This is a genomic window from Streptomyces sp. adm13(2018) (assembly GCF_008042145.1).
GTDB lineage: Bacteria > Actinomycetota > Actinomycetes > Streptomycetales > Streptomycetaceae > Streptomyces.
The window spans coordinates 28,338-45,322 of sequence record NZ_RDBH01000129.1 but is presented as its reverse complement, the minus strand read 5'-3'; the positions used below and the strand labels follow the sequence as shown (position 1 = coordinate 45,322).

The following is a 16,985-nucleotide window of genomic DNA, read 5'->3' as shown; positions in this document are numbered from 1 at the left end:
CGGGCCTAGGTCCCTCAGGTCCGGGCCGTAGGCACCGGCCGGGTGGACGGCACCGGAGACACCGGCCCGGTGGACGGCGGCGGAAGCACCGGCGGCACCGGCCCGGTGGACGGCAGCGTAGGCACCGGCCCGGTGGACGGCAGCGTAGGCACCGGCCCGGCGGGCGGCACCGTCAGGACCGGGAGGGACATCGCCGGGTCGTCGAGGCAGGCACCGGTCCGCAGGTCGAACTCCTGCTTGTGCAGCGGGGACGCCACCACCGGCGCCCCGTCCCGGCTGCCCATGATCCCGTCCGCGATGACGTCGGCGCCCGTGAACGGGTCCCGGTTGCCCACCGCGTACACCGTGCCGTCCCCGTCCCGGAACAGCGCGGCCTCCGTGCCGTCCGCGAGGAGCGCGGCGCGCCCCCGGCCCGGTTCCAGGAACTCCACGCCGGCCACGTGCGGCTCGAAGCGCGCCAGGGCCGCCGGGTCGTCGAGGACGGCCCGCCACTCGTCGCGGTACGCCGCCACGTGCCGGTCCATCTGCGCCTCCAGCTCCGCGCAGATTCCGAGCGAGTCCTCGACCAGGACCTCCCGGAGGTGCGCCGGGCCGTCGCCGCCGCCGGCGATCCGCTCCAGCCACGCCGAGGTGCGTTCCAGACGCTCCCCGGTCCGTACGTAGTACATGAGGAACCGGTCGATCAGCGCGAAGAGCGCGGAGGCCGTCAGGTCGGCGGCGAGGAGGTCGGCGTGCCGGGGACGGGTGCCGCCGTTGCCGCCGACGTACAGGTTCCAGCCGCCGGCGGTGGCGATCACGCCGATGTCCTTGCCGCGCGCCTCCGCGCACTCGCGCAGGCAGCCGGAGACCCCGCCCTTGATCTTGTGCGGGGCGCGCAGGCCCCGGTAGCGCAGCTCCAGGTCGATCGCGAGCTGCACCGAGTCGCCCTGCCCGAAGCGGCAGAACCGGGAGCCCACACAGGACTTGACCGTGCGCAGCGACTTTCCGTACGCCTGCCCCGACTCGAAGCCCGCCGCGAGCAGCCGGCGCCAGATGACGGGGAGCTCCTCCTTCCGCGCGCCGAAGAGGTCGATCCGCTGGCCGCCGGTGATCTTGCTGTAGAGGCCGTGGTCGCGGGCCACCTCGCCGATCGCGATGAGCTGGCCGGCGGTGATCTCGCCGCCGGGGACGCGGGGCACGACCGAATAGGTGCCATCCTTCTGGAGGTTGGCGAGGAAGAGGTCGTTGGAGTCCTGGAGCGCGGCCTGCTCGCCGTCGAGGACGTGCCGCAGGCCGAGTTCGGGGGCGAGGGTGCCGAGGACGTTGGCGACGACCGGCTTGCAGACCGCGCAGCCCGCGCCGCCGGAGCCGTACCGCTCCATCAGCTCGGTGTAGGAGCGGATGTGCTCGGCGCGGACGAGGGCGTACAGCTCGGGGCGGGACAGCTCGGGGAAGTGCTCGCACAGGCCGCGGGACTTCTCCACGCCCGCCGCGTCGAGGACGGCCTGGAGGGTGTTCACGCAGCCGCCGCAGCCGGTGCCGGCCTTCGTGCGGCGCTTGACGCCGCCGACGTCGGTCAGCCCGTGCTCGGCGATCGCCGCGGCCACGGCGCCCTTGGTCACGTTGTGGCAGGAGCAGACGACGGCGTCGTCGGGCAGGGCCCCGGCGCCGGGCGGCTCCGTCCCCGCCGCGCCGGCGGGGAGCAGGAACGCCTCGGGCGGGGCGGGCAGTCGGCGGCCGGCGTGCGGCTTGAGTGAGCCGTACGCCCCGGCGTCGCCGACCAGGATGCCGCCGAGGAGCTGTCCGTCGGGGCCGAGCAGCAGTTTCTTGTAGACGCCCTCGCGCCCGTCCGAGAAGACGATCTCGGTGGCCCGCGGTCCGCCGTCCCGCCCGTCGGCGAAGGGGTCGCCGAAGGAGGCCACGTCCGCGCCGAGCAGCTTCAGCTTGGTGGAGGTGTCGGCGCCGGTGAAGAGCGTCGCGCCGGAGCCCGCGAGCTGGTCGGCGACCGCCTCCGCCATCTGGTAGCCGGGGGCCACCAGGCCGTACACCCGGCCGTCGGAGGTCTGCGCGCACTCGCCGATCGCGTACACGTACGGGTCGGTGGTCCGGCAGCGCTCGTCCACGGCCACTCCCCCGCGGTCGCCGACCGCGAGTCCCGCCTCGCGGGCGAGCCGGTCGCGCGGGCGCACGCCGGCGGAGAAGACGACGACGTCGGCGGGGATCCATGCGCCGTCCGACAGCCGCAGCCGTCGGGCCCTGCCGTCGGCGTCCGTCTCGACCTCGGCGGCTCCGACGCCGGTGTGCACGGACACCCCCATCGACTCGATCGTCGCGCGCAGGGCCGCCGCGCCGCCGTCGTCGACCTGGAGCGGCATGAGCCGGGGTGCGAACTCGACGACGTGCGTGGCGAGTCCGAGGGTCCGCAGCACTCCGGCGGCCTCCAGGCCGAGGAGGCCGCCGCCGATGACGACGCCGGTGCGGGCGTGCTCGGCGTACGAGGTGAGGGCGTCGACGTCGTACAGCGTGCGGTACGTGAAGCAGCCGGGGGCGTCGGCGCCGGGGATCGGCGGCACGAAGGGGTAGGAGCCGGTCGCCAGGACCAGGGCGTCGTAGCGGACGACCGTGCCGGAGGTGGTGGTGACGGTGCGGCCGGTCGGGTCGAGGTGCTCGGCCGGGTCGCCGAGCCGCAGGTCGATGCCGTGTTCGGAGAGGAACTCGGGGGTGGAGAGACCGAGGAGGCCGGGGTCGGTACCGGCGAAGACGGAGGAGAGGTGCACCCGGTCGTAGGCGGGCACGTCCTCTTCGGCGAGGACGGTGACCTGCCAGTGGGGGGTGGTGGGACCACTGGGCGCGGTGGGGGTGGCGAGCGCGCCGCGCTCGGCCAGCGCCTCCAGGAGGCGGTGGCCGACCATGCCGTGGCCGATGAGCACGAGGGTCTGCGTCCGCTGGGCGGCCACGGCGGTCTCCGGGGGGGTGGGGTTCGGGTGCGGGTACGTGGGTGTGGTGCGCGGGCCCGGTCCGCGTACGGGTGGACTCCCGGTACGGGGGACGGGTGCACGCGCGGGTGCTGCCCGGGACGGGCGGCCGGCCCGCGTGCGGGCGGCTCCCCGCAGCGGGCGCGACCGGCCCGCGTGCGGGTGGCCCCGAGGGACGGGCGGCCGGCCCGCGTGCGGGTCTCGTTCCCCTCCGACCGTAGAGGCGCCCAGGGGGTCTCTCCGGCCGTGAAGGGCCCGAGGATGCGGGACTTGGGGCCCTGTGGCCGGGGCCGAACGGCGGGTCCTTCGGGTGGCGGCGGGGGCTTAGCGTGAACGGCGTGGGGCCGCGTCGGCGTACGACACCGTCGCGCGGCCCCCGGACGGGGCCGGGACGCTCACCGACCGTACGACCGGGGGCGGGTGGAGGCACGGATGACCGCACGGGACCTGGTCCTCGCCGTGCACGGGAGCACCGTTCCGGCGGCGGGCGCGACGATCGCCCGGCTCGCCGAGGCCGTGCGGGGACTGACCCGCGGGCCCGTCACCGTCGGACACCTCGACCACCAGGCGCCCTCCCTGCCGCACCTCCTCGCGGAGCGGCCGGGCGCGGTGGTCGTGCCGCTGCTCCTCGGTGACGGCTACCACCGCACCGTCGACGTCCCGGCCGTCGCCCGCCCCTTCGACTGCGCGGTCACGCGCGGGCTGAGCGGCGAGCCCGCCGTCGCGTTCGCCCTGTACGACCGGCTGCGGGCCGCCGAACGGGCGGCCGGAGGCGCGGCGGACGCGGTCGTCGTCGCCGGTGCGGGATCCTCGCGGCCGGGCGGGGACGACGGCACCCTCGCGGCGGTCCGGCGGCTGGGCCCGCTCCTGCCGGCCCCGGTGACGCCCGCGTACTGCTCGGCGAGCACCCCGGCCCCGGCGGAGGCGGTCGCCCGGCTGCGTGCCCGCGGCTTCCGCCGGGTCGCGGTGGCCGCCCACCTCCTCGCCCCGGGCCGGTTCACGCGCGCGCTGGCCGCGGTCCCGGGCACGTGGGCGGTGACCGCCCCGATCGCCGACCACGCGCGCGTGGCGCGGCTCGTGGCCGCGCGGTACGCGGAGGCGGCGCGGGTCCCGTTGCGCGTGGCATGTGAGCAGGACTCCCGTCCACTCTGATGTGCTGGGGGCATGACACAACCGTTCCTCCCCCTCACCGCACGCTCCCGCGAGGAGTCGCACCGGGCGGCCACGCCGCTGGAGTTGTTCTTCGACCTGTGTTTCGTCGTCGCCGTCGCGCAGGCGGGCGCGGAGCTCGTCCACGCGGTCGCCGAGGGCCACGCGGGCGAGGGCATCCTCAACTACGCGATGATCTTCTTCGCGATCTGGTGGGCGTGGATGAACTTCACGTGGTTCGCCTCGGCCTACGACAACGACGACGTGCTCTACCGCGTCGTCACCCTGATCCAGATCGCCGGCGTCCTCGTCCTCGCGGCCGGGGTCACGCGCGCGTTCGCCGAGCACGACTTCCTCGTGGTCTACCTCGGCTACGTCGTGATGCGGCTCGCGCTCGCCACGCAGTGGCTGCGGGCGGCGCACCACGCCACCGATCCGGCCGAACGGAGCATGTGCCGGCGGTACGCGGGCGGGGTCGTCGCCGCGCAGGTCGGCTGGATCGCCCTGCTGGTGGCGCCGGAGCCGGCCCGCCCGTGGGTCTTCCTCGTGATGGCGCTGGCCGAGATGTCCGTCCCCCTGTTCGCGGAGCGGAACGCGCCCAGTACCTGGCACCCGCACCACATCGCCGAGCGGTACGGGCTGTTCACCATCATCGTGCTCGGCGAGACGGTCGCCGCGGCGACGGTGGCCGTGAAGACCGGCATCGCCGAGAACGACGCGCTCGGCGAGGTGCTGCCGATCGCCGCGGGCGGGCTGCTGCTCGTCTTCGCCGCCTGGTGGATCTACTTCGTCGTCCCCGCCCACGACCGGCTGACCTCCAGCCGTGCGGCGTTCCGGTGGGGGTACGGCCACTACGTGATCTTCGCGGCGGCGGCGGCCGTCGGCGCGGGCCTGGAGATCGCCGTGGAGCAGGCCGTGGGCAAGGCCCATCTCTCCACCCTCGCCGCCTCGTCGGCGGTGACGATCCCGTCCGCGGTCTTCCTGCTGTCCGTGTGGCTCCTGCACGCCCGCTACTTCAAGGTCGGCATCGCGCAGCAGCTCGTCCTGCCCGTCTCGGCGCTCGCGATCCTGATGTGCTCCTTCGCGGGCCACTGGGCGATCCTCGCCGCCGGGATCGTCGCCGCGGTGACGGTCGCGGTCGGCGTGACCCTGACGGCACGCAACCCGGCGACCCGCTCGGGGACGGGGACGGGAACCGGCACGGGAACGGGGCCGGGCACCGCGGTCGGCTGAACCGGTCCGCGTGGTAGGCAGGAGCCATGACACAGCCCGAACAGCACGGGACGACGGACTCGATCACCGATGTGCGCGGTCTGCGCGTGGGCCACGCGCGCGTGGCCGGGAAGAAGGCACTGAGCGGTACGACCGTGGTCCTCGCCCCGGTCGGCGGGGCCGTCGCCGCCGTGGACGTGCGGGGAGGCGGGCCGGGCACCCGGGAGACGGACGCGCTCGACCCGCGCAACGTCGTCCAGCGCATCGACGCCGTCGTCCTCACCGGCGGCAGCGCCTACGGCCTGGACGCCGCTGCCGGGGTGATGGCCTGGCTGGAGGAGCGGCGGCGGGGCGTGCGGGTCGGCCCCGACCCGTCGCACGTGGTGCCGGTCGTGCCCGCCGCGTGCGTCTTCGACCTGGGCCGGGGCGGCGACTTCGGCGCCCGGCCCGGTCCGGCGACGGGGCGGGCCGCGGTGGAGGCGGCCGAGGCGAGCGGGGACCACGCGCGCGTGGAGACGGGCGCGGTCGGCGCGGGCACGGGCGCGGTGGTCGGCGGCCTCCGGGGCGGGGTGGGCACGGCGAGCACCGTCCTGGAGTCCGGGATCACGGTCGGCGCGCTCGTGGTGGTGAACGCGGTGGGTTCCGCGGTCGACCCGGCCACGGGCGCGCTGTACGGGACGTACGGAAGCCCCGGGAGCCTCGGGAGTACCGCGCACACCGGGAGCCCCGGCGGCCCGCCCTCGTTTCCCGACCCGGCGGTGCACGAGGCCGCGGTGCGGCGCCTCGCAGAGGCGCGGGAGGCGGCCGCCCCGCCTCCGCTGAACACCACGCTCGCCGTCGTCGCGACCGACGCCGTGCTGACCCGCGCGCAGGCGCAGAAGGTCGCGGGCACGGCGCACGACGGGATCGCGCGCGCCCTGCGTCCGGTGCATCTGATGAACGACGGCGACACCGTCTTCACCCTCGCGACCGGGGACCGCGAACTGCCCTCGGAGCCCGGGCCGCTGGCCCTCAACGAGATCCTGGCGGCCGGCGCGGACCTGGTGACGCGGGCCATCGTCCGGGCGGTGCTCGCGGCCCCCGCCGGCCTGCGCGGGCCGGGCGGGGACTTCCCCTCGTACGGCGAGCTCTACGGCGACTCGTAGGCCGCGTTCCACGGCGTCCCGTACGGCGAGTTCTGCGGCGAGTTGTACGGCGCCCCGCCGACCACAGACCCGTACTCCGGGTAACGGTAAGGGAGTTGGGCAGAAGGCTCTCCGACGGGTCGGGAACTTCTCTCCCACGCCCTTCGTTTTCCCGAACCCCGGACGCGATGTCGGACCCAGGGACTACGTTAAGCAAGCACCAAGTGACATGCGGCGACGGCCTGGAGACCCTCTTGAACGATCCGCAGGATCCTCACGATCCGTACGAGACGACCGAGACGCACATCGAGCGGCTTCTCGGCCGGGCGCTCAACTCCTTCGATCTGCCCGACTCGACTGTCGAGCGCCTCGGCACGGCGCTCGCCCACTCCAGCGCGCTGCACTCCTCGCACCACAGCGCGTCGCTGCACCGCTCCACCTACCGCCACACGTACCTGCTGAGCGACGGCTCCGCACTCAGCCTGTGGGAGATCACGCACAACGCCGGGCGGGACGGCGCCGAGCACCACGAGCTGTACACGGAGGAGTCGGAGGCGCGGCTCGCCGCCTCCCGCCTCCCGACCGGCTCCCTGTCGGGCTGGACCGCCGAGCACGCCGACGGCCGCGCCCTCGACGAGGACGACGACCTGGCGCTGCTGAGCACGCTGCTCGCCCGCCCGATACCGGCCCAGCCCCGGATGTACGTGCCGGACAACTCCGCCGACCACGCGCGCCGCGTCCTGCGCCGCGCGGAGAACGCGGACCGGCCGGGCGAGGCCACGGCCCGCCGGCTCCGGCTGGCCTTCGCCCACCACATCACCCAGGCCTTCGGCCGGCACGGCCCGATGGAGGGAGGCCGGGACGCCGGTTTCACCCTCTACGAGCACCAGTTCCTGCTGCTCGACGGCAGCGAGGCCAGTCTCTGGGAGGTCGAGCACACGGCGACTCCGGACGGACGCCACATGTGCGAGGTCTACGAGGACGAGCGCGCGGCCCGGGACGCGATGGAGTCCCGGGCCAGGGTCCGCTGACCCGCGGGCTCCAGGGCCCGCCGACACGCGGGAAAGGGCCCCGCTCCGGAACGATGTCCGGGGCGGGGCCCTCCGTCACGACCAGGGCTCAGTGGCTGAGCGCCGGCTCCTTCCCGACGGGCTCCGGCTCCTCGCCGCCGCCCTCCAGGTGCTGCTTCGGCTTCGCGGGGAGCGCGAACATCACCAGGAAGATCACGGCCAGCACGCCCGCGACCCAGCCCATGGAGTTCTGGAAGGCGTCCGCGAACGCGAGCCCCGCCTCGGTCGGGGACTTCGGCGCCGGCTTCCCGTCGATCACGCCGAAGAAGACGACCGACACCAGGCCGAGCCCGAGCGCGCTGCCCATCTGCGTGGTCGTGTTGATGAGGCCCGAGGCCGAACCGGCGTGCTCGCGCGGCACCTCGGAGAGCACCGCGTCCGTCAGCGGGGCCACGATCAGGCCCATGCCGAGACCCATGACGACCAGCGGCGGGATCATCTGCCAGGACGCGATCCCCATCCCGTACCGGCCGGCCTCGACCAGGTAGAGCAGGACGCCCGCCATCATCGTCAGCGCGCCCGCCTGGAGCACCTTGCGGCCGAAGCGCGGCACCAGTTTCTGCACCGAGAGGCCGGCGGCCACCGAGACCGCGATCGAGAACGGCACCCCGGTGAGGCCCGCCCGCAGCGGGGTCCAGCCGAGCCCGATCTGCATGTAGAGCGTCCAGACCAGGAAGAAGATGCCCATCACGACGCCGAAGGTGAGCTGGACGGCGATGCCGGCCGCGAAGCTCTTCACCCGGAACAGCGACAGCTCCACGAGCGGCGAGCCGTCCTTCTTCGTCTTGTACTTCTCGTACGCGACGAGGACGCCGAAGACGGGCAGGCTGCCGGCCATCATCAGGTAGCCCCACAGCGGCCAGTCCAGCTCACGGCCGCGCGTCAGCGGGTAGATCAGCATGAGCAGCGCGGTCGTCACCAGGAGCACGCCGACCAGGTCGAGGCGGAGCGCCTTCGGCGCCTTGGACTCGGTGATGAACTTCCGGCCCAGGAGCAGGCCCGCGATGCCGACCGGCAGGTTGATGAGGAAGATCGGGCGCCATTCGAGGCCCGCGATGTTCCACTGGGTGAGCAGCGCGCCGAGCAGCGGCCCGGAGACAGCGCCCAGGCCGACGATCGCGCCGAACAGGCCGAAGACCTTGCCGCGCTCGTGCGCCGGGAAGGTGGCGTGGACGATCGAAAGCACCTGCGGCACCATCATCGCGGCCGCCACGCCCTGGAGGAGGCGGGAGGCGATCAGCATCTCCTGGTTGGCCGCGAAGCCGCAGAGCGCCGAGGCGAGCGTGAAGCCGGCGGTGCCGAGGAGGAAGAGCCGCTTGCGGCCGTAGATGTCGCCGAGCCGCCCGCCGGTGATCAGACCGGCGGCGAACGCGAGCGCGTATCCGGCGGTGATCCACTGGATGGCCCCGATGCTGGCGCCGAGGTCCCGCTCGATGCTGGGGATCGCGATGTTGACGATCGTGGCGTCGACCAGATCCATGAAGGCGGCCGTCATGACGATGGCAAGGGCTATCCAGCGCCGCTTGTCACCCGTGTCCGTGGGGGCCGCGTCCGTGGCGGCGTCGAGGTCGTGTGCACTCATACGAAGAAGATAAAGGTCATCTAGGTCAGTAGATGTCCTAGATGACCCGCATCCTGGAGGACATGACGGACACCCCGGCACGACTCCTGAATCTGCTGTCGCTCCTTCAGACCCCGCGCGAGTGGCCCGGCAGCGAGCTCGCCGAACGGCTCGCGGTCTCCGCCCGCACCATCCGCAGGGACATCGACCGGCTCCGGGACCTCGGGTACCCGGTGGAGGCGACGCTCGGCGCCGTCGGCGGGTACCGGCTCGTCGCCGGCACGGCCATGCCGCCGCTGCTCCTCGACGACGAGGAGGCCGTAGCCATCGCGGTCGGCCTGCGAGCGGGGGCGGGACACGCCATCGAGGGCGTGGAGGAGGCCTCGGTACGGGCCCTGGCGAAGCTGGAGCAGGTGCTGCCGGCCCGGCTCCGGCACCGGGTCTCCACCCTCCAGAACGCGACGATCCCGCTGACACGGGGGGACGGGGCGACGGTCACGCCCGCCACCCTGACGGCCCTGGCGGGCACGGTCACCGGCCGGGAGCGGCTCCGCTTCGGCTACCGGGCGGGCGACGGGGCCGAGTCGAAGCGCCTGGTCGAGCCCTACCGGCTGGTCTCCACCGGGCACCGGTGGTACCTGGTGGCGTACGACCTGGGGCGCGAGGACTGGCGGACGTTCCGGGTGGACCGGGTGACGGACCCGCTCGCCACGGGGGCGCGCTTCACCCCGCGGGAGCTTCCGGCGGGCGACGCGGCGCAGCTCCTGGCCCGCTCGATGTCACGGGCGCAGCCGGAACTCGACCTGGACGTCACGTTCGAGGCCCCTGCCGACTTCGTCACGGCCCGGCTCCCCTCCCACCTGGTCCCGACACCGACGGGCCCGACGACCTGCCGGCTCCGCGCGAGGTCGGCGGACTCGGTGGAATGGCTGGCCATCCGCCTGGCCCTGGTGGACGCCCCCTTCACCATCCAAAGCCCCCCGGCCCTGCGCACCTACACAGAGGACCTGGCAGCCCGCCTGACGGCGGCGACGGGGGTGTAAGGGGGCCCTGGGCCGCAGGCCCGGGAACGCAGGCCGCGCGCGGCCGCAGGGCTGCGTGCGGGCCGCGGGTCCCGGGCCTGCGGCCCGAGTAGAACGCGGCGCGGCGGGGCCGGGAGTCACCCCCGGTCCCGCCGCGCCGCGTCCGGGCCGCCGGCCGCTCTAGGCCACCGCGTCGAAGCCCGTGTCGTGCGCCATCTTCTTCAGTTCCAGCAGCGCGTGCTTCTCGATCTGGCGGATCCGCTCGCGCGTCAGGCCGTGCTGCTTGCCGACCTCCGTCAGCGTCCGCTCGCGCCCGTCCTCGATCCCGTACCGCATGCGGATGATCGACGCCGTCCGGTGGTCGAGCTTGTCGATGAGGTCGTCGAGCTCCTCGCTGCGCAGCAGCGTGAGCACCGACTGCTCGGGGGAGATCGCCGACGTGTCCTCCAGGAGGTCGCCGAACTGCGTCTCGCCCTCGTCGTCCACCGACATGTTCAGCGAGACCGGGTCACGCGCCCAGTCGAGCACGTCCACGACGCGCTCGGGCTTCGTGTCCAGCTCGGCCGCGATCTCCGCGGGCTCCGGCTCGCGGCCGTGCTCCCGGTTGAACTCGCGCTGCACCCGGCGGATCCGGCCGAGCTCCTCCACCAGGTGGACGGGGAGCCGGATCGTGCGGGACTGGTCGGCGATGGACCGGGTGATGGCCTGGCGGATCCACCACGTGGCGTACGTGGAGAACTTGAAGCCCTTCGCGTAGTCGAACTTCTCGACCGCGCGCACCAGGCCCGCGTTCCCCTCCTGGATCAGGTCGAGCAGCGGCAGCCCGCTGCGCGGGTAGCGCCGGGCGACGGCCACCACGAGCCGCAGGTTGGACTTGATGAAGAGGTCCTTGGCACGCTCGCCCGCCTCGTAGAGCGCTTCGAGCTCCTCGCGGGACGCGCCGCCCGCCTCGGACTCCACCTCACCGTCGAGTATCTGCCGGGCGTAGACACCCGCCTCGATCGTCTGCGAGAGCTCGACCTCCTTGGCGGCGTCGAGCAGGGGTGTGCGCGCGATCTCGTCGAGGTACATGCCGACCAGGTCGCGGTCGGCGATCTCCCCGCCCACGGCGCGAACGCTGCTTGCCCGTGCGGCCCCGCTCTGGGCGGAGGTCTGACGACGGGCGACGGCACGGGTTGCCATGCGTGCTCCCTTGCTGAGTAGGTCGCGACACCTTTTCGGGTGCCCTGCATCCGACGGAAACAACGACTGGAATCAGGACAGAATTCCCACCCGGCTCATGGATTTTCGCGATCATGCAGTATCCTGCGCGGCCGCCGCCCCTGCGGGCATGCTTCCGAAACCCACGGAAGTGCAGGTCAGACCGGGCACGGGGGGTGATCCGACGCCGCTCGCGGGGTCTCCGACCACACCGTCGGTGAGACCGCGATCACATGCGGCGTCACCCCTCAAGACGCACGCCCGGGCCATCGGGTTGCGCACCGGAAGACACCGGGTGCCACCGGGTGACATCAGAGGGAGGGTCGGCGCGGGGCAGGACCGAATGCCCCGGACGGAGTCCGCTCGACCTCGCGGACTAGGTCCCGAGCCCGTTACGCCCCACCCCTCCCCCGTCCTAGCGTCACCGCATGAGCGACACATCAGGCACCGACGCATCCGGCACTCTCGACGAAGCCCTCGAACGCCTCCACACCACGGGCCCCGAGCGCAACGGCCGGCTCACCAACCACGCCCCGATGGCCGTCGAGGCCCTGGTCCGCAACGGCCAGGCCGCGACCGTGCACCGCTGGCTCGATTTCTACGCACACAAGTTGGAGGAGCTCCCTTCGCCGTCCCGGCCGGTGACGGCCGCCGGCTGGCGCGAGGCGCTCGGCGACCCGTCCCGGAGCACCGACTGGACCCGCTTCTTCGGCCGCGAGCTCGACGAGCACCCCTGGCGGGAGGTGCTGGCCGTCTGGTGGCCCCGGCTGCTGCCGGGGATCTCGGGCGCGTCGACGCATCCCGTGATCCGCACCGGCCACGCCGTCCGCACCCTCCTGGAGTCGGAGGAGGGCTCCGGGGCGGGCGGGCCGACCGCGCCCCGGATCGCCGAGCTGGCCCACGCCCTCGGCTACTGGGCGGCCCGCAGTACGCCGCTGCCCCCGCTCGGCGCGCTGGCCCCGGCGRCGACCGCGGCCGCCGCGCTCGACGCCGTACCGCCGGTTCCGGCGCAGAAGGGCGGGATGCTCGACCGGCTCCCGCAGCTGACGGCGTTCCCGGTGTGGGGCTCGGCCCCGGATCCGGACACGGCGCGGGACCGGCTCGTCGAGCTGGTCACGGCGGCCACACACCGCTACGCGACCCACGGCCACGGCGAGCCGGTCATGCTGGTCCACGCGGCGACCGCGCCCAACGCGGTGCTGCGCATCCTGCCCGCGCTCCCCCGCGAGCTGTGGGCGCCGAGCCTGGCGGCGGCCTGGGCGGCGGCGGCCGCGGTGACGGCGGCGTACACCCCGCCGGAGGCTGCGGTGTGGACGCCGACCCGGCTGACCCCCGAGGAGGTCTTCGAGCGGGCGGCGGCCCACGGCGACGACCACACGATCAAGTTCACCGACACGGCCCTAGACATCGGCGACCCGCTCGCGCTTGCCGCCGCCACGCGCTCGATCGAACTGAACACCCCGGCGTTCTGACCCGAACCGGACTCGCCGACCGGCCGGCCGGCTACCCGAACTGCACCGACCGCTTGGCGAGCCCCATCCAGAACCCGTCGATCACCGACCGTTCCGCGTCGAGGTCGCCCCCCGCGTCCGCCGCGCCCATCGTCACGAAGAGGGGGGCGAAGTGCTCCGTACGCGGGTGGGCGAGCCGCCCGGCCGGCGACTTGTGCTCGAAGTCGAGGAGCGCGTCGACGTCCCGCGCGGCGAGGGCCTCGTGCCCCCACGCGTCGAACTCGGCCGACCAGCCCGGCACCCCGCCGCCGGTGTGGCGGAGGGCGGCCAGGTTGTGGGTGAAGAACCCGCTGCCCACGATCAGGACGCCCTCGTCGCGCAACGGGGCGAGCCTGCGGCCGATGTCCATGAGGCGGCGCGGGTCGAGGGTGGGCATGGAGATCTGGAGCACGGGGATGTCGGCGCCGGGGAACATCTCGACGAGCGGCACGTACGCGCCGTGGTCGAGGCCCCGGTCGGGGATGTCCTGGACGGGGGTGCCGGGCGCGCGGAGCAGCTTGCGGACGGCCTCGGCGAGCTGCGGCGCCCCGGGGGCCGCGTACTGGACGCGGTAGTAGTGCTCGGGGAAGCCCCAGAAGTCGTAGACGAGCGGGACGGTCTCGGTGGCGCCGAGGGCCAGGGGTGCCTCCTCCCAGTGGGCGGAGACCATGAGGATCGCCGTGGGGCGCGGGAGGTCCGCGGACCAGGCGGCGAGTTCACCGGGCCAGACCGGGTCGTCGGCGAGCGGCGGGGCGCCGTGGGAGAGGTAGAGGGCGGGCATCCGCGCGGCCGTGGCCCCTGTTTCCAGCGTGGTGTCCATGGCGGCCACCTCCGGTTTCTCGATCGCAGCAGGTCGGTAGCGGTGAACAGTCCTTGAATCTTCAAGCGTTCCGCGTACACCGTAGACCCATATAGTTCAACTTTCAAGAACAGTCGTACGATGAGGCACCATGGGAGACATGACCGAACCCCGCTGGCTCACCGACGAGGAGCAGCACGTCTGGCGCGCGTACCTGCACGCCACCACGCTCCTCGAGGACCACCTCGACCGCCAGCTGCAGCGCGACGCCGGGATGCCGCACATCTACTACGGGCTCCTCGTCCAGCTCTCCCAGGCCCCGCGCCGGCGGCTGCGGATGACCGAGCTGGCCAAGAGCGCCAAGATCACCCGCTCCCGCCTCTCCCACGCGATCGCGCGCCTGGAGAAGAGCGGCTGGGTGCGGCGCGAGAACTGCCCCTCCGACAAGCGGGGCCAGTTCGCCCGGCTCACGGACGAGGGCATGGAGGTCCTCCGGCAGAACGCCCCCGGCCACGTGGCGGCCGTACGCCAGGCCCTCTTCGACCGGCTGTCCTCCGATCAGGTGGAGCAGCTCGGCGCGATCATGCGGGTCATGGCGGAGGGCCTCGAACCCGCCGGCGCGGGGCCTGGGAGAGCTGGACGAGGAGCCCGTAGTAGATGTGCGGCTACACCGCGGCCATCTGGTGGGCTGTCGGCATCCTGGTCGCCTCGGCCGTGACGGGTCAGTGCGCGATGACCGGCACCTTCAGCTCGTCCTCCGCGCCCTCGCCGGACCCGGCGACGACCCCCATCTCCGGCTTCCCGGTGTTGATCAGGGTGAAGGCGATCACGGCCGAGGCGACCAGGATGCCGACAGCCCACCAGATGGCCGCGGTGTAGCCCTCGACCATGCCCTGGAGCTGGAGCAGCCGCTGCGCGGCCGGAGTGGTCGCGCCCGCCGCGTTGTCCGTGAGGTACGCGGTGGTCGCCGAGGCGGCGATCGTGTTCAGCAGGGCCGTACCGATGGCGCCGCCCACCTGCTGCGAGGTGTTGACCATCGCGGAGGCGACACCGGCGTCCCGCGGGTCCACGCCGTGCGTGGCGAGCGACATGGCCGGCATGAACGCCGTACCCATGCCCAGACCGAGCAGCAGCTGCGCGGGCAGGATCAGACCGGCGTACGAGGTGCCGATCTCCAGCTGGGTGAGGAGCAGCATGCCGACACCGGCGGTCAGGAAGCCCGGGGCCATCAGCAGCCGCGGCGGGACGCGGGTCATCAGCCGGGTGCCGATCTGCGTCGAGCCGATGATCATGCCCGCGATCATCGGGAGGAACGCGAAGCCCGTCATGACCGGGGAGTAGCCCTTCACGACCTGGAGGTAGTAGGTCAGGAAGAGGAACAGGCCGAACATCGAGATGACGGCGAGACCGAGCGAGAGGTAGACACCGCCGCGGTTGCGGTCGGTGAGGACGCGCAGCGGCAGAAGCGGGGACTTCACCTTCGCCTCGGTGAGCACGAAGGCGGCGAGCAGCACGGCGGAGCTGACGAACATGCCGATCGTGCCGGCGTCGCTCCAGCCCTCGGACTCGGCGCGGGTGAAGCCGTACACGAGCGCGACCAGACCCAGGGTGGAGAGGATCACGCCGGGGATGTCGAGCGTCGAGCGGTTGCGGCTGCCGACGGGCTCGCGGACGACGAGGTACGCGCCGACGGCGGCGACGATGGCGAACGGGATGTTGACGAAGAAGGTCCAGCGCCAGTTCAGGTACTCGGTGAGGAAGCCGCCGAGGATGAGGCCCACGGCGCCGCCGCCACCGGCGATCGCGCCGTAGATGCCGAAGGCCTTGGCGCGCTCCTTGGCGTCGGTGAAGGTCACGGCGAGCAGGGACAGCGCGGCGGGCGCGAGGAGCGCACCGAAGGCGCCCTGGAGCGCGCGGGCGCCCAGCATCATGGCCTCGCCGGTCGCGGCGCCGCCGAGGGCGGACGCGAGGGCGAAGCCGATCAGGCCGACGACGAAGGTGCGCTTGCGGCCCCACAGGTCGGCGATGCGGCCGCCGAAGAGGAGCAGGCCGCCGAAGGCGAGGGCGTAGGCGGTGATGACCCACTGCCGGTTGCCGTCCGAGATGCCCAGGTCCTGCTGGGCGGAGGGCAGCGCGATGTTCACGATCGTCGCGTCGAGCACGACCATCAGCTGGGCGAGCGCGATGAAGACGAGCGCCTTCCAGCGGCCCGGGTCGGGCTGGGTCAGGGTGTTGTCGGGGACTTTCGGCATGGGGGTAGCCACCTCTTGGCGCGTACTGGTGAAAAGTGGGACGTAAGTAAGTGCGGGTCAGGCAGGTCGAGCAGGTCGGGGAGGTCGGGCGGGTCGAGGTGCCGGGCGGGAGGTCCGGCGACGGGTCAGGACTGCGGGGGCAGGAGGATCAGGAGGAGCAGGAGTCGCGTCTCAGGTCCTCCAGGGTCGCGGCCTTCCCGGGCAGCTCGGAGCGGGCGGGCGCCTCCAGGCCGTCGAGGAACAGCAGCAGGTGACGGCGGACGAACTGGTCGAACGCCGCGCAGCCCGAGCCGGGCAGCGGGCGGGTCAGCTGGGAGAGCGCCACCATCAGGTCCCCGACGCCCACGTCGGTACGCAGCCGGCCGGCCCGCTGCGCCCGGTCGACGAGGCCCTGGACGGCCCCCTCCAGCCGGTCGCGCTCGGCGACCAGATCGGGGTGGTCCTTGTCGAAGGCGCCGTCGAGCATCGGGCACAGGGCGCCGACGCGCTCGTCGGCGGCGCCGAGGGTGAACCGGCGGAGGGCGGCGAAGGTGTCGTCCTCCTCCGCGGCGGCCCGTTCGGCGACCTCGGTGACGCGGGCCATGAGCGAGAGGACTACCTCGTGGACGAGGTCGGTGCGCTCGGGGAAGTTGCGGTAGAGGGTGGCGTTCCCGACACCGGCCCGGCGCGCGATCTCGTCGTAGGGCACCTGGGAGCCGAACTCGACGAACATCTCGCGGGCCGCCGTCACGATCCGCTCGCGGTTGCGCAGCGCGTCGGCCCGCGGGCGGGGCACGCGGCGGGCGGGCGCGGTGGCGGGGGTGCTGGTCACGCCACGACCTCCTCATCCTCACAGCCATCCGGGGACCTGGTCCCCACTTCGTCGAACACAGTCATAAACGGGGACGCGGTCCCCGGTTATTTCCCCGCCTTCATATGACCTGAGTCACAAGCGGCGGGACCGGCTCTCGAAACGGCGGGGGTCGGCTCGCCTCGCCGCGGGGTCGGCTCTCGCAACGGCGGGGGTCTGCTCTCGCCTCGGCGAGGGGGGCGGCTTCCGCATCGGCGAGGGGGGCGGCTTCCGCATCGGCGAGGGGGGGGGTCTGCTCTCGCCTCGGCGAGGGGGGCGGCTTCCGCATCGGCGAGGGGGGCGGCTTCCGCATCGGCGAGGGG

At 73.4% G+C, this 16,985-nt stretch carries 12 protein-coding genes and 1 pseudogene; 7 read left to right on the top strand and 6 right to left on the bottom strand.

Annotated elements, in window-relative coordinates:
* Positions 1-14 precede the first annotated feature (14 nt).
* Positions 15-2,891, bottom strand: a complete 2,877-nt coding sequence (gene nirB, locus EAO70_RS16870) for a nitrite reductase large subunit NirB (RefSeq protein WP_410091380.1) — start codon at positions 2,889-2,891, stop codon at positions 15-17.
* 495 nt (positions 2,892-3,386) lie between these two features.
* On the opposite strand from nirB, the gene EAO70_RS16865 reads away from it, so the two are divergent.
* The 4 genes from EAO70_RS16865 (at position 3,387) to EAO70_RS16850 (ending at position 7,470) form a co-directional block, all read left to right on the top strand.
* On the top strand, positions 3,387-4,106 hold the full coding sequence (locus tag EAO70_RS16865; protein ID WP_148003796.1) for a sirohydrochlorin chelatase: 720 nt from the start codon (positions 3,387-3,389) through the stop codon (positions 4,104-4,106).
* A gap of 12 nt (positions 4,107-4,118) precedes the next feature.
* The gene (locus EAO70_RS16860; protein WP_148003795.1) at positions 4,119-5,336 is read left to right on the top strand and encodes a low temperature requirement protein A; all 1,218 of its coding nucleotides are present in this window, start codon (positions 4,119-4,121) and stop codon (positions 5,334-5,336) included.
* A gap of 26 nt (positions 5,337-5,362) precedes the next feature.
* Positions 5,363-6,460, top strand: coding sequence for a P1 family peptidase (locus EAO70_RS16855; RefSeq protein WP_148003794.1), 1,098 nt, complete (start codon positions 5,363-5,365; stop codon positions 6,458-6,460).
* 167 nt (positions 6,461-6,627) lie between these two features.
* On the top strand, positions 6,628-7,470 hold the full coding sequence (locus tag EAO70_RS16850) for a DUF6227 family protein (protein ID WP_261992910.1): 843 nt from the start codon (positions 6,628-6,630) through the stop codon (positions 7,468-7,470).
* 88 nt (positions 7,471-7,558) lie between these two features.
* Here EAO70_RS16850 and EAO70_RS16845 read toward each other — a convergent pair whose 3' ends face one another.
* The gene (locus EAO70_RS16845) at positions 7,559-9,091 is read right to left on the bottom strand and encodes an MFS transporter (RefSeq protein ID WP_148003792.1); all 1,533 of its coding nucleotides are present in this window, start codon (positions 9,089-9,091) and stop codon (positions 7,559-7,561) included.
* 62 nt (positions 9,092-9,153) lie between these two features.
* Between EAO70_RS16845 and EAO70_RS16840 the strand changes: the two genes are divergently transcribed.
* Positions 9,154-10,113 carry a helix-turn-helix transcriptional regulator gene (locus EAO70_RS16840; RefSeq protein WP_148005180.1) on the top strand — a complete coding sequence of 320 codons (960 nt, stop codon included), beginning with the start codon at positions 9,154-9,156 and terminating at the stop codon, positions 10,111-10,113.
* Positions 10,114-10,272: 159 nt separating this feature from the next.
* Here the strand turns inward: EAO70_RS16840 and EAO70_RS16835 are convergent, their stop codons facing one another.
* Positions 10,273-11,274 carry an RNA polymerase sigma factor RpoD/SigA gene (locus tag EAO70_RS16835; protein WP_148003791.1) on the bottom strand — a complete coding sequence of 334 codons (1,002 nt, stop codon included), beginning with the start codon at positions 11,272-11,274 and terminating at the stop codon, positions 10,273-10,275.
* Between the two features lie 446 nt (positions 11,275-11,720).
* Between EAO70_RS16835 and EAO70_RS16830 the strand changes: the two genes are divergently transcribed.
* Positions 11,721-12,764, top strand: a complete 1,044-nt coding sequence (locus tag EAO70_RS16830; protein WP_148003790.1) for a questin oxidase family protein — start codon at positions 11,721-11,723, stop codon at positions 12,762-12,764.
* Between the two features lie 31 nt (positions 12,765-12,795).
* Here EAO70_RS16830 and EAO70_RS16825 read toward each other — a convergent pair whose 3' ends face one another.
* Positions 12,796-13,602 (bottom strand): dioxygenase, encoded by an 807-nt coding sequence (locus EAO70_RS16825; RefSeq protein ID WP_148003789.1) that lies wholly within the window; start codon positions 13,600-13,602, stop codon positions 12,796-12,798.
* Between the two features lie 130 nt (positions 13,603-13,732).
* Between EAO70_RS16825 and EAO70_RS16820 the strand changes: the two are divergent.
* A pseudogene (locus tag EAO70_RS16820) lies at positions 13,733-14,206 on the top strand (MarR family winged helix-turn-helix transcriptional regulator); the annotation flags it as partial.
* 97 nt (positions 14,207-14,303) lie between these two features.
* On the opposite strand, the gene EAO70_RS16815 reads toward EAO70_RS16820, so the two are convergent.
* Together EAO70_RS16815 and EAO70_RS16810 are read right to left on the bottom strand one after the other, a co-directional pair.
* Positions 14,304-15,833 carry an MFS transporter gene (locus EAO70_RS16815; RefSeq protein ID WP_148003788.1) on the bottom strand — a complete coding sequence of 510 codons (1,530 nt, stop codon included), beginning with the start codon at positions 15,831-15,833 and terminating at the stop codon, positions 14,304-14,306.
* A 148-nt stretch (positions 15,834-15,981) separates the two neighbouring features.
* Positions 15,982-16,644: a TetR/AcrR family transcriptional regulator gene (locus EAO70_RS16810; RefSeq protein ID WP_148003787.1), complete on the bottom strand. Its 663-nt coding sequence runs from the start codon at positions 16,642-16,644 to the stop codon at positions 15,982-15,984.
* Between the last annotated feature and the right edge of the window lie 341 nt (positions 16,645-16,985).

Bases quoted from the DNA above. Each gene is read 5' to 3' on its own strand.
- nirB (WP_410091380.1), bottom strand. From the start codon at position 2,891: ATGGTCGGCCACCGCCTCCTGGAGGCGCTGGCCGAGCGCGGCGCGCTC.
- EAO70_RS16865 (WP_148003796.1), top strand. From the start codon at position 3,387: ATGACCGCACGGGACCTGGTCCTCGCCGTGCACGGGAGCACCGTTCCG.
- EAO70_RS16860 (WP_148003795.1), top strand. From the start codon at position 4,119: ATGACACAACCGTTCCTCCCCCTCACCGCACGCTCCCGCGAGGAGTCG.
- EAO70_RS16855 (WP_148003794.1), top strand. From the start codon at position 5,363: ATGACACAGCCCGAACAGCACGGGACGACGGACTCGATCACCGATGTG.
- EAO70_RS16850 (WP_261992910.1), top strand. From the start codon at position 6,628: ATGTCGGACCCAGGGACTACGTTAAGCAAGCACCAAGTGACATGCGGC.
- EAO70_RS16845 (WP_148003792.1), bottom strand. From the start codon at position 9,091: ATGAGTGCACACGACCTCGACGCCGCCACGGACGCGGCCCCCACGGAC.
- EAO70_RS16840 (WP_148005180.1), top strand. From the start codon at position 9,154: ATGACGGACACCCCGGCACGACTCCTGAATCTGCTGTCGCTCCTTCAG.
- EAO70_RS16835 (WP_148003791.1), bottom strand. From the start codon at position 11,274: ATGGCAACCCGTGCCGTCGCCCGTCGTCAGACCTCCGCCCAGAGCGGG.
- EAO70_RS16825 (WP_148003789.1), bottom strand. From the start codon at position 13,602: ATGGACACCACGCTGGAAACAGGGGCCACGGCCGCGCGGATGCCCGCC.
- EAO70_RS16815 (WP_148003788.1), bottom strand. From the start codon at position 15,833: ATGCCGAAAGTCCCCGACAACACCCTGACCCAGCCCGACCCGGGCCGC.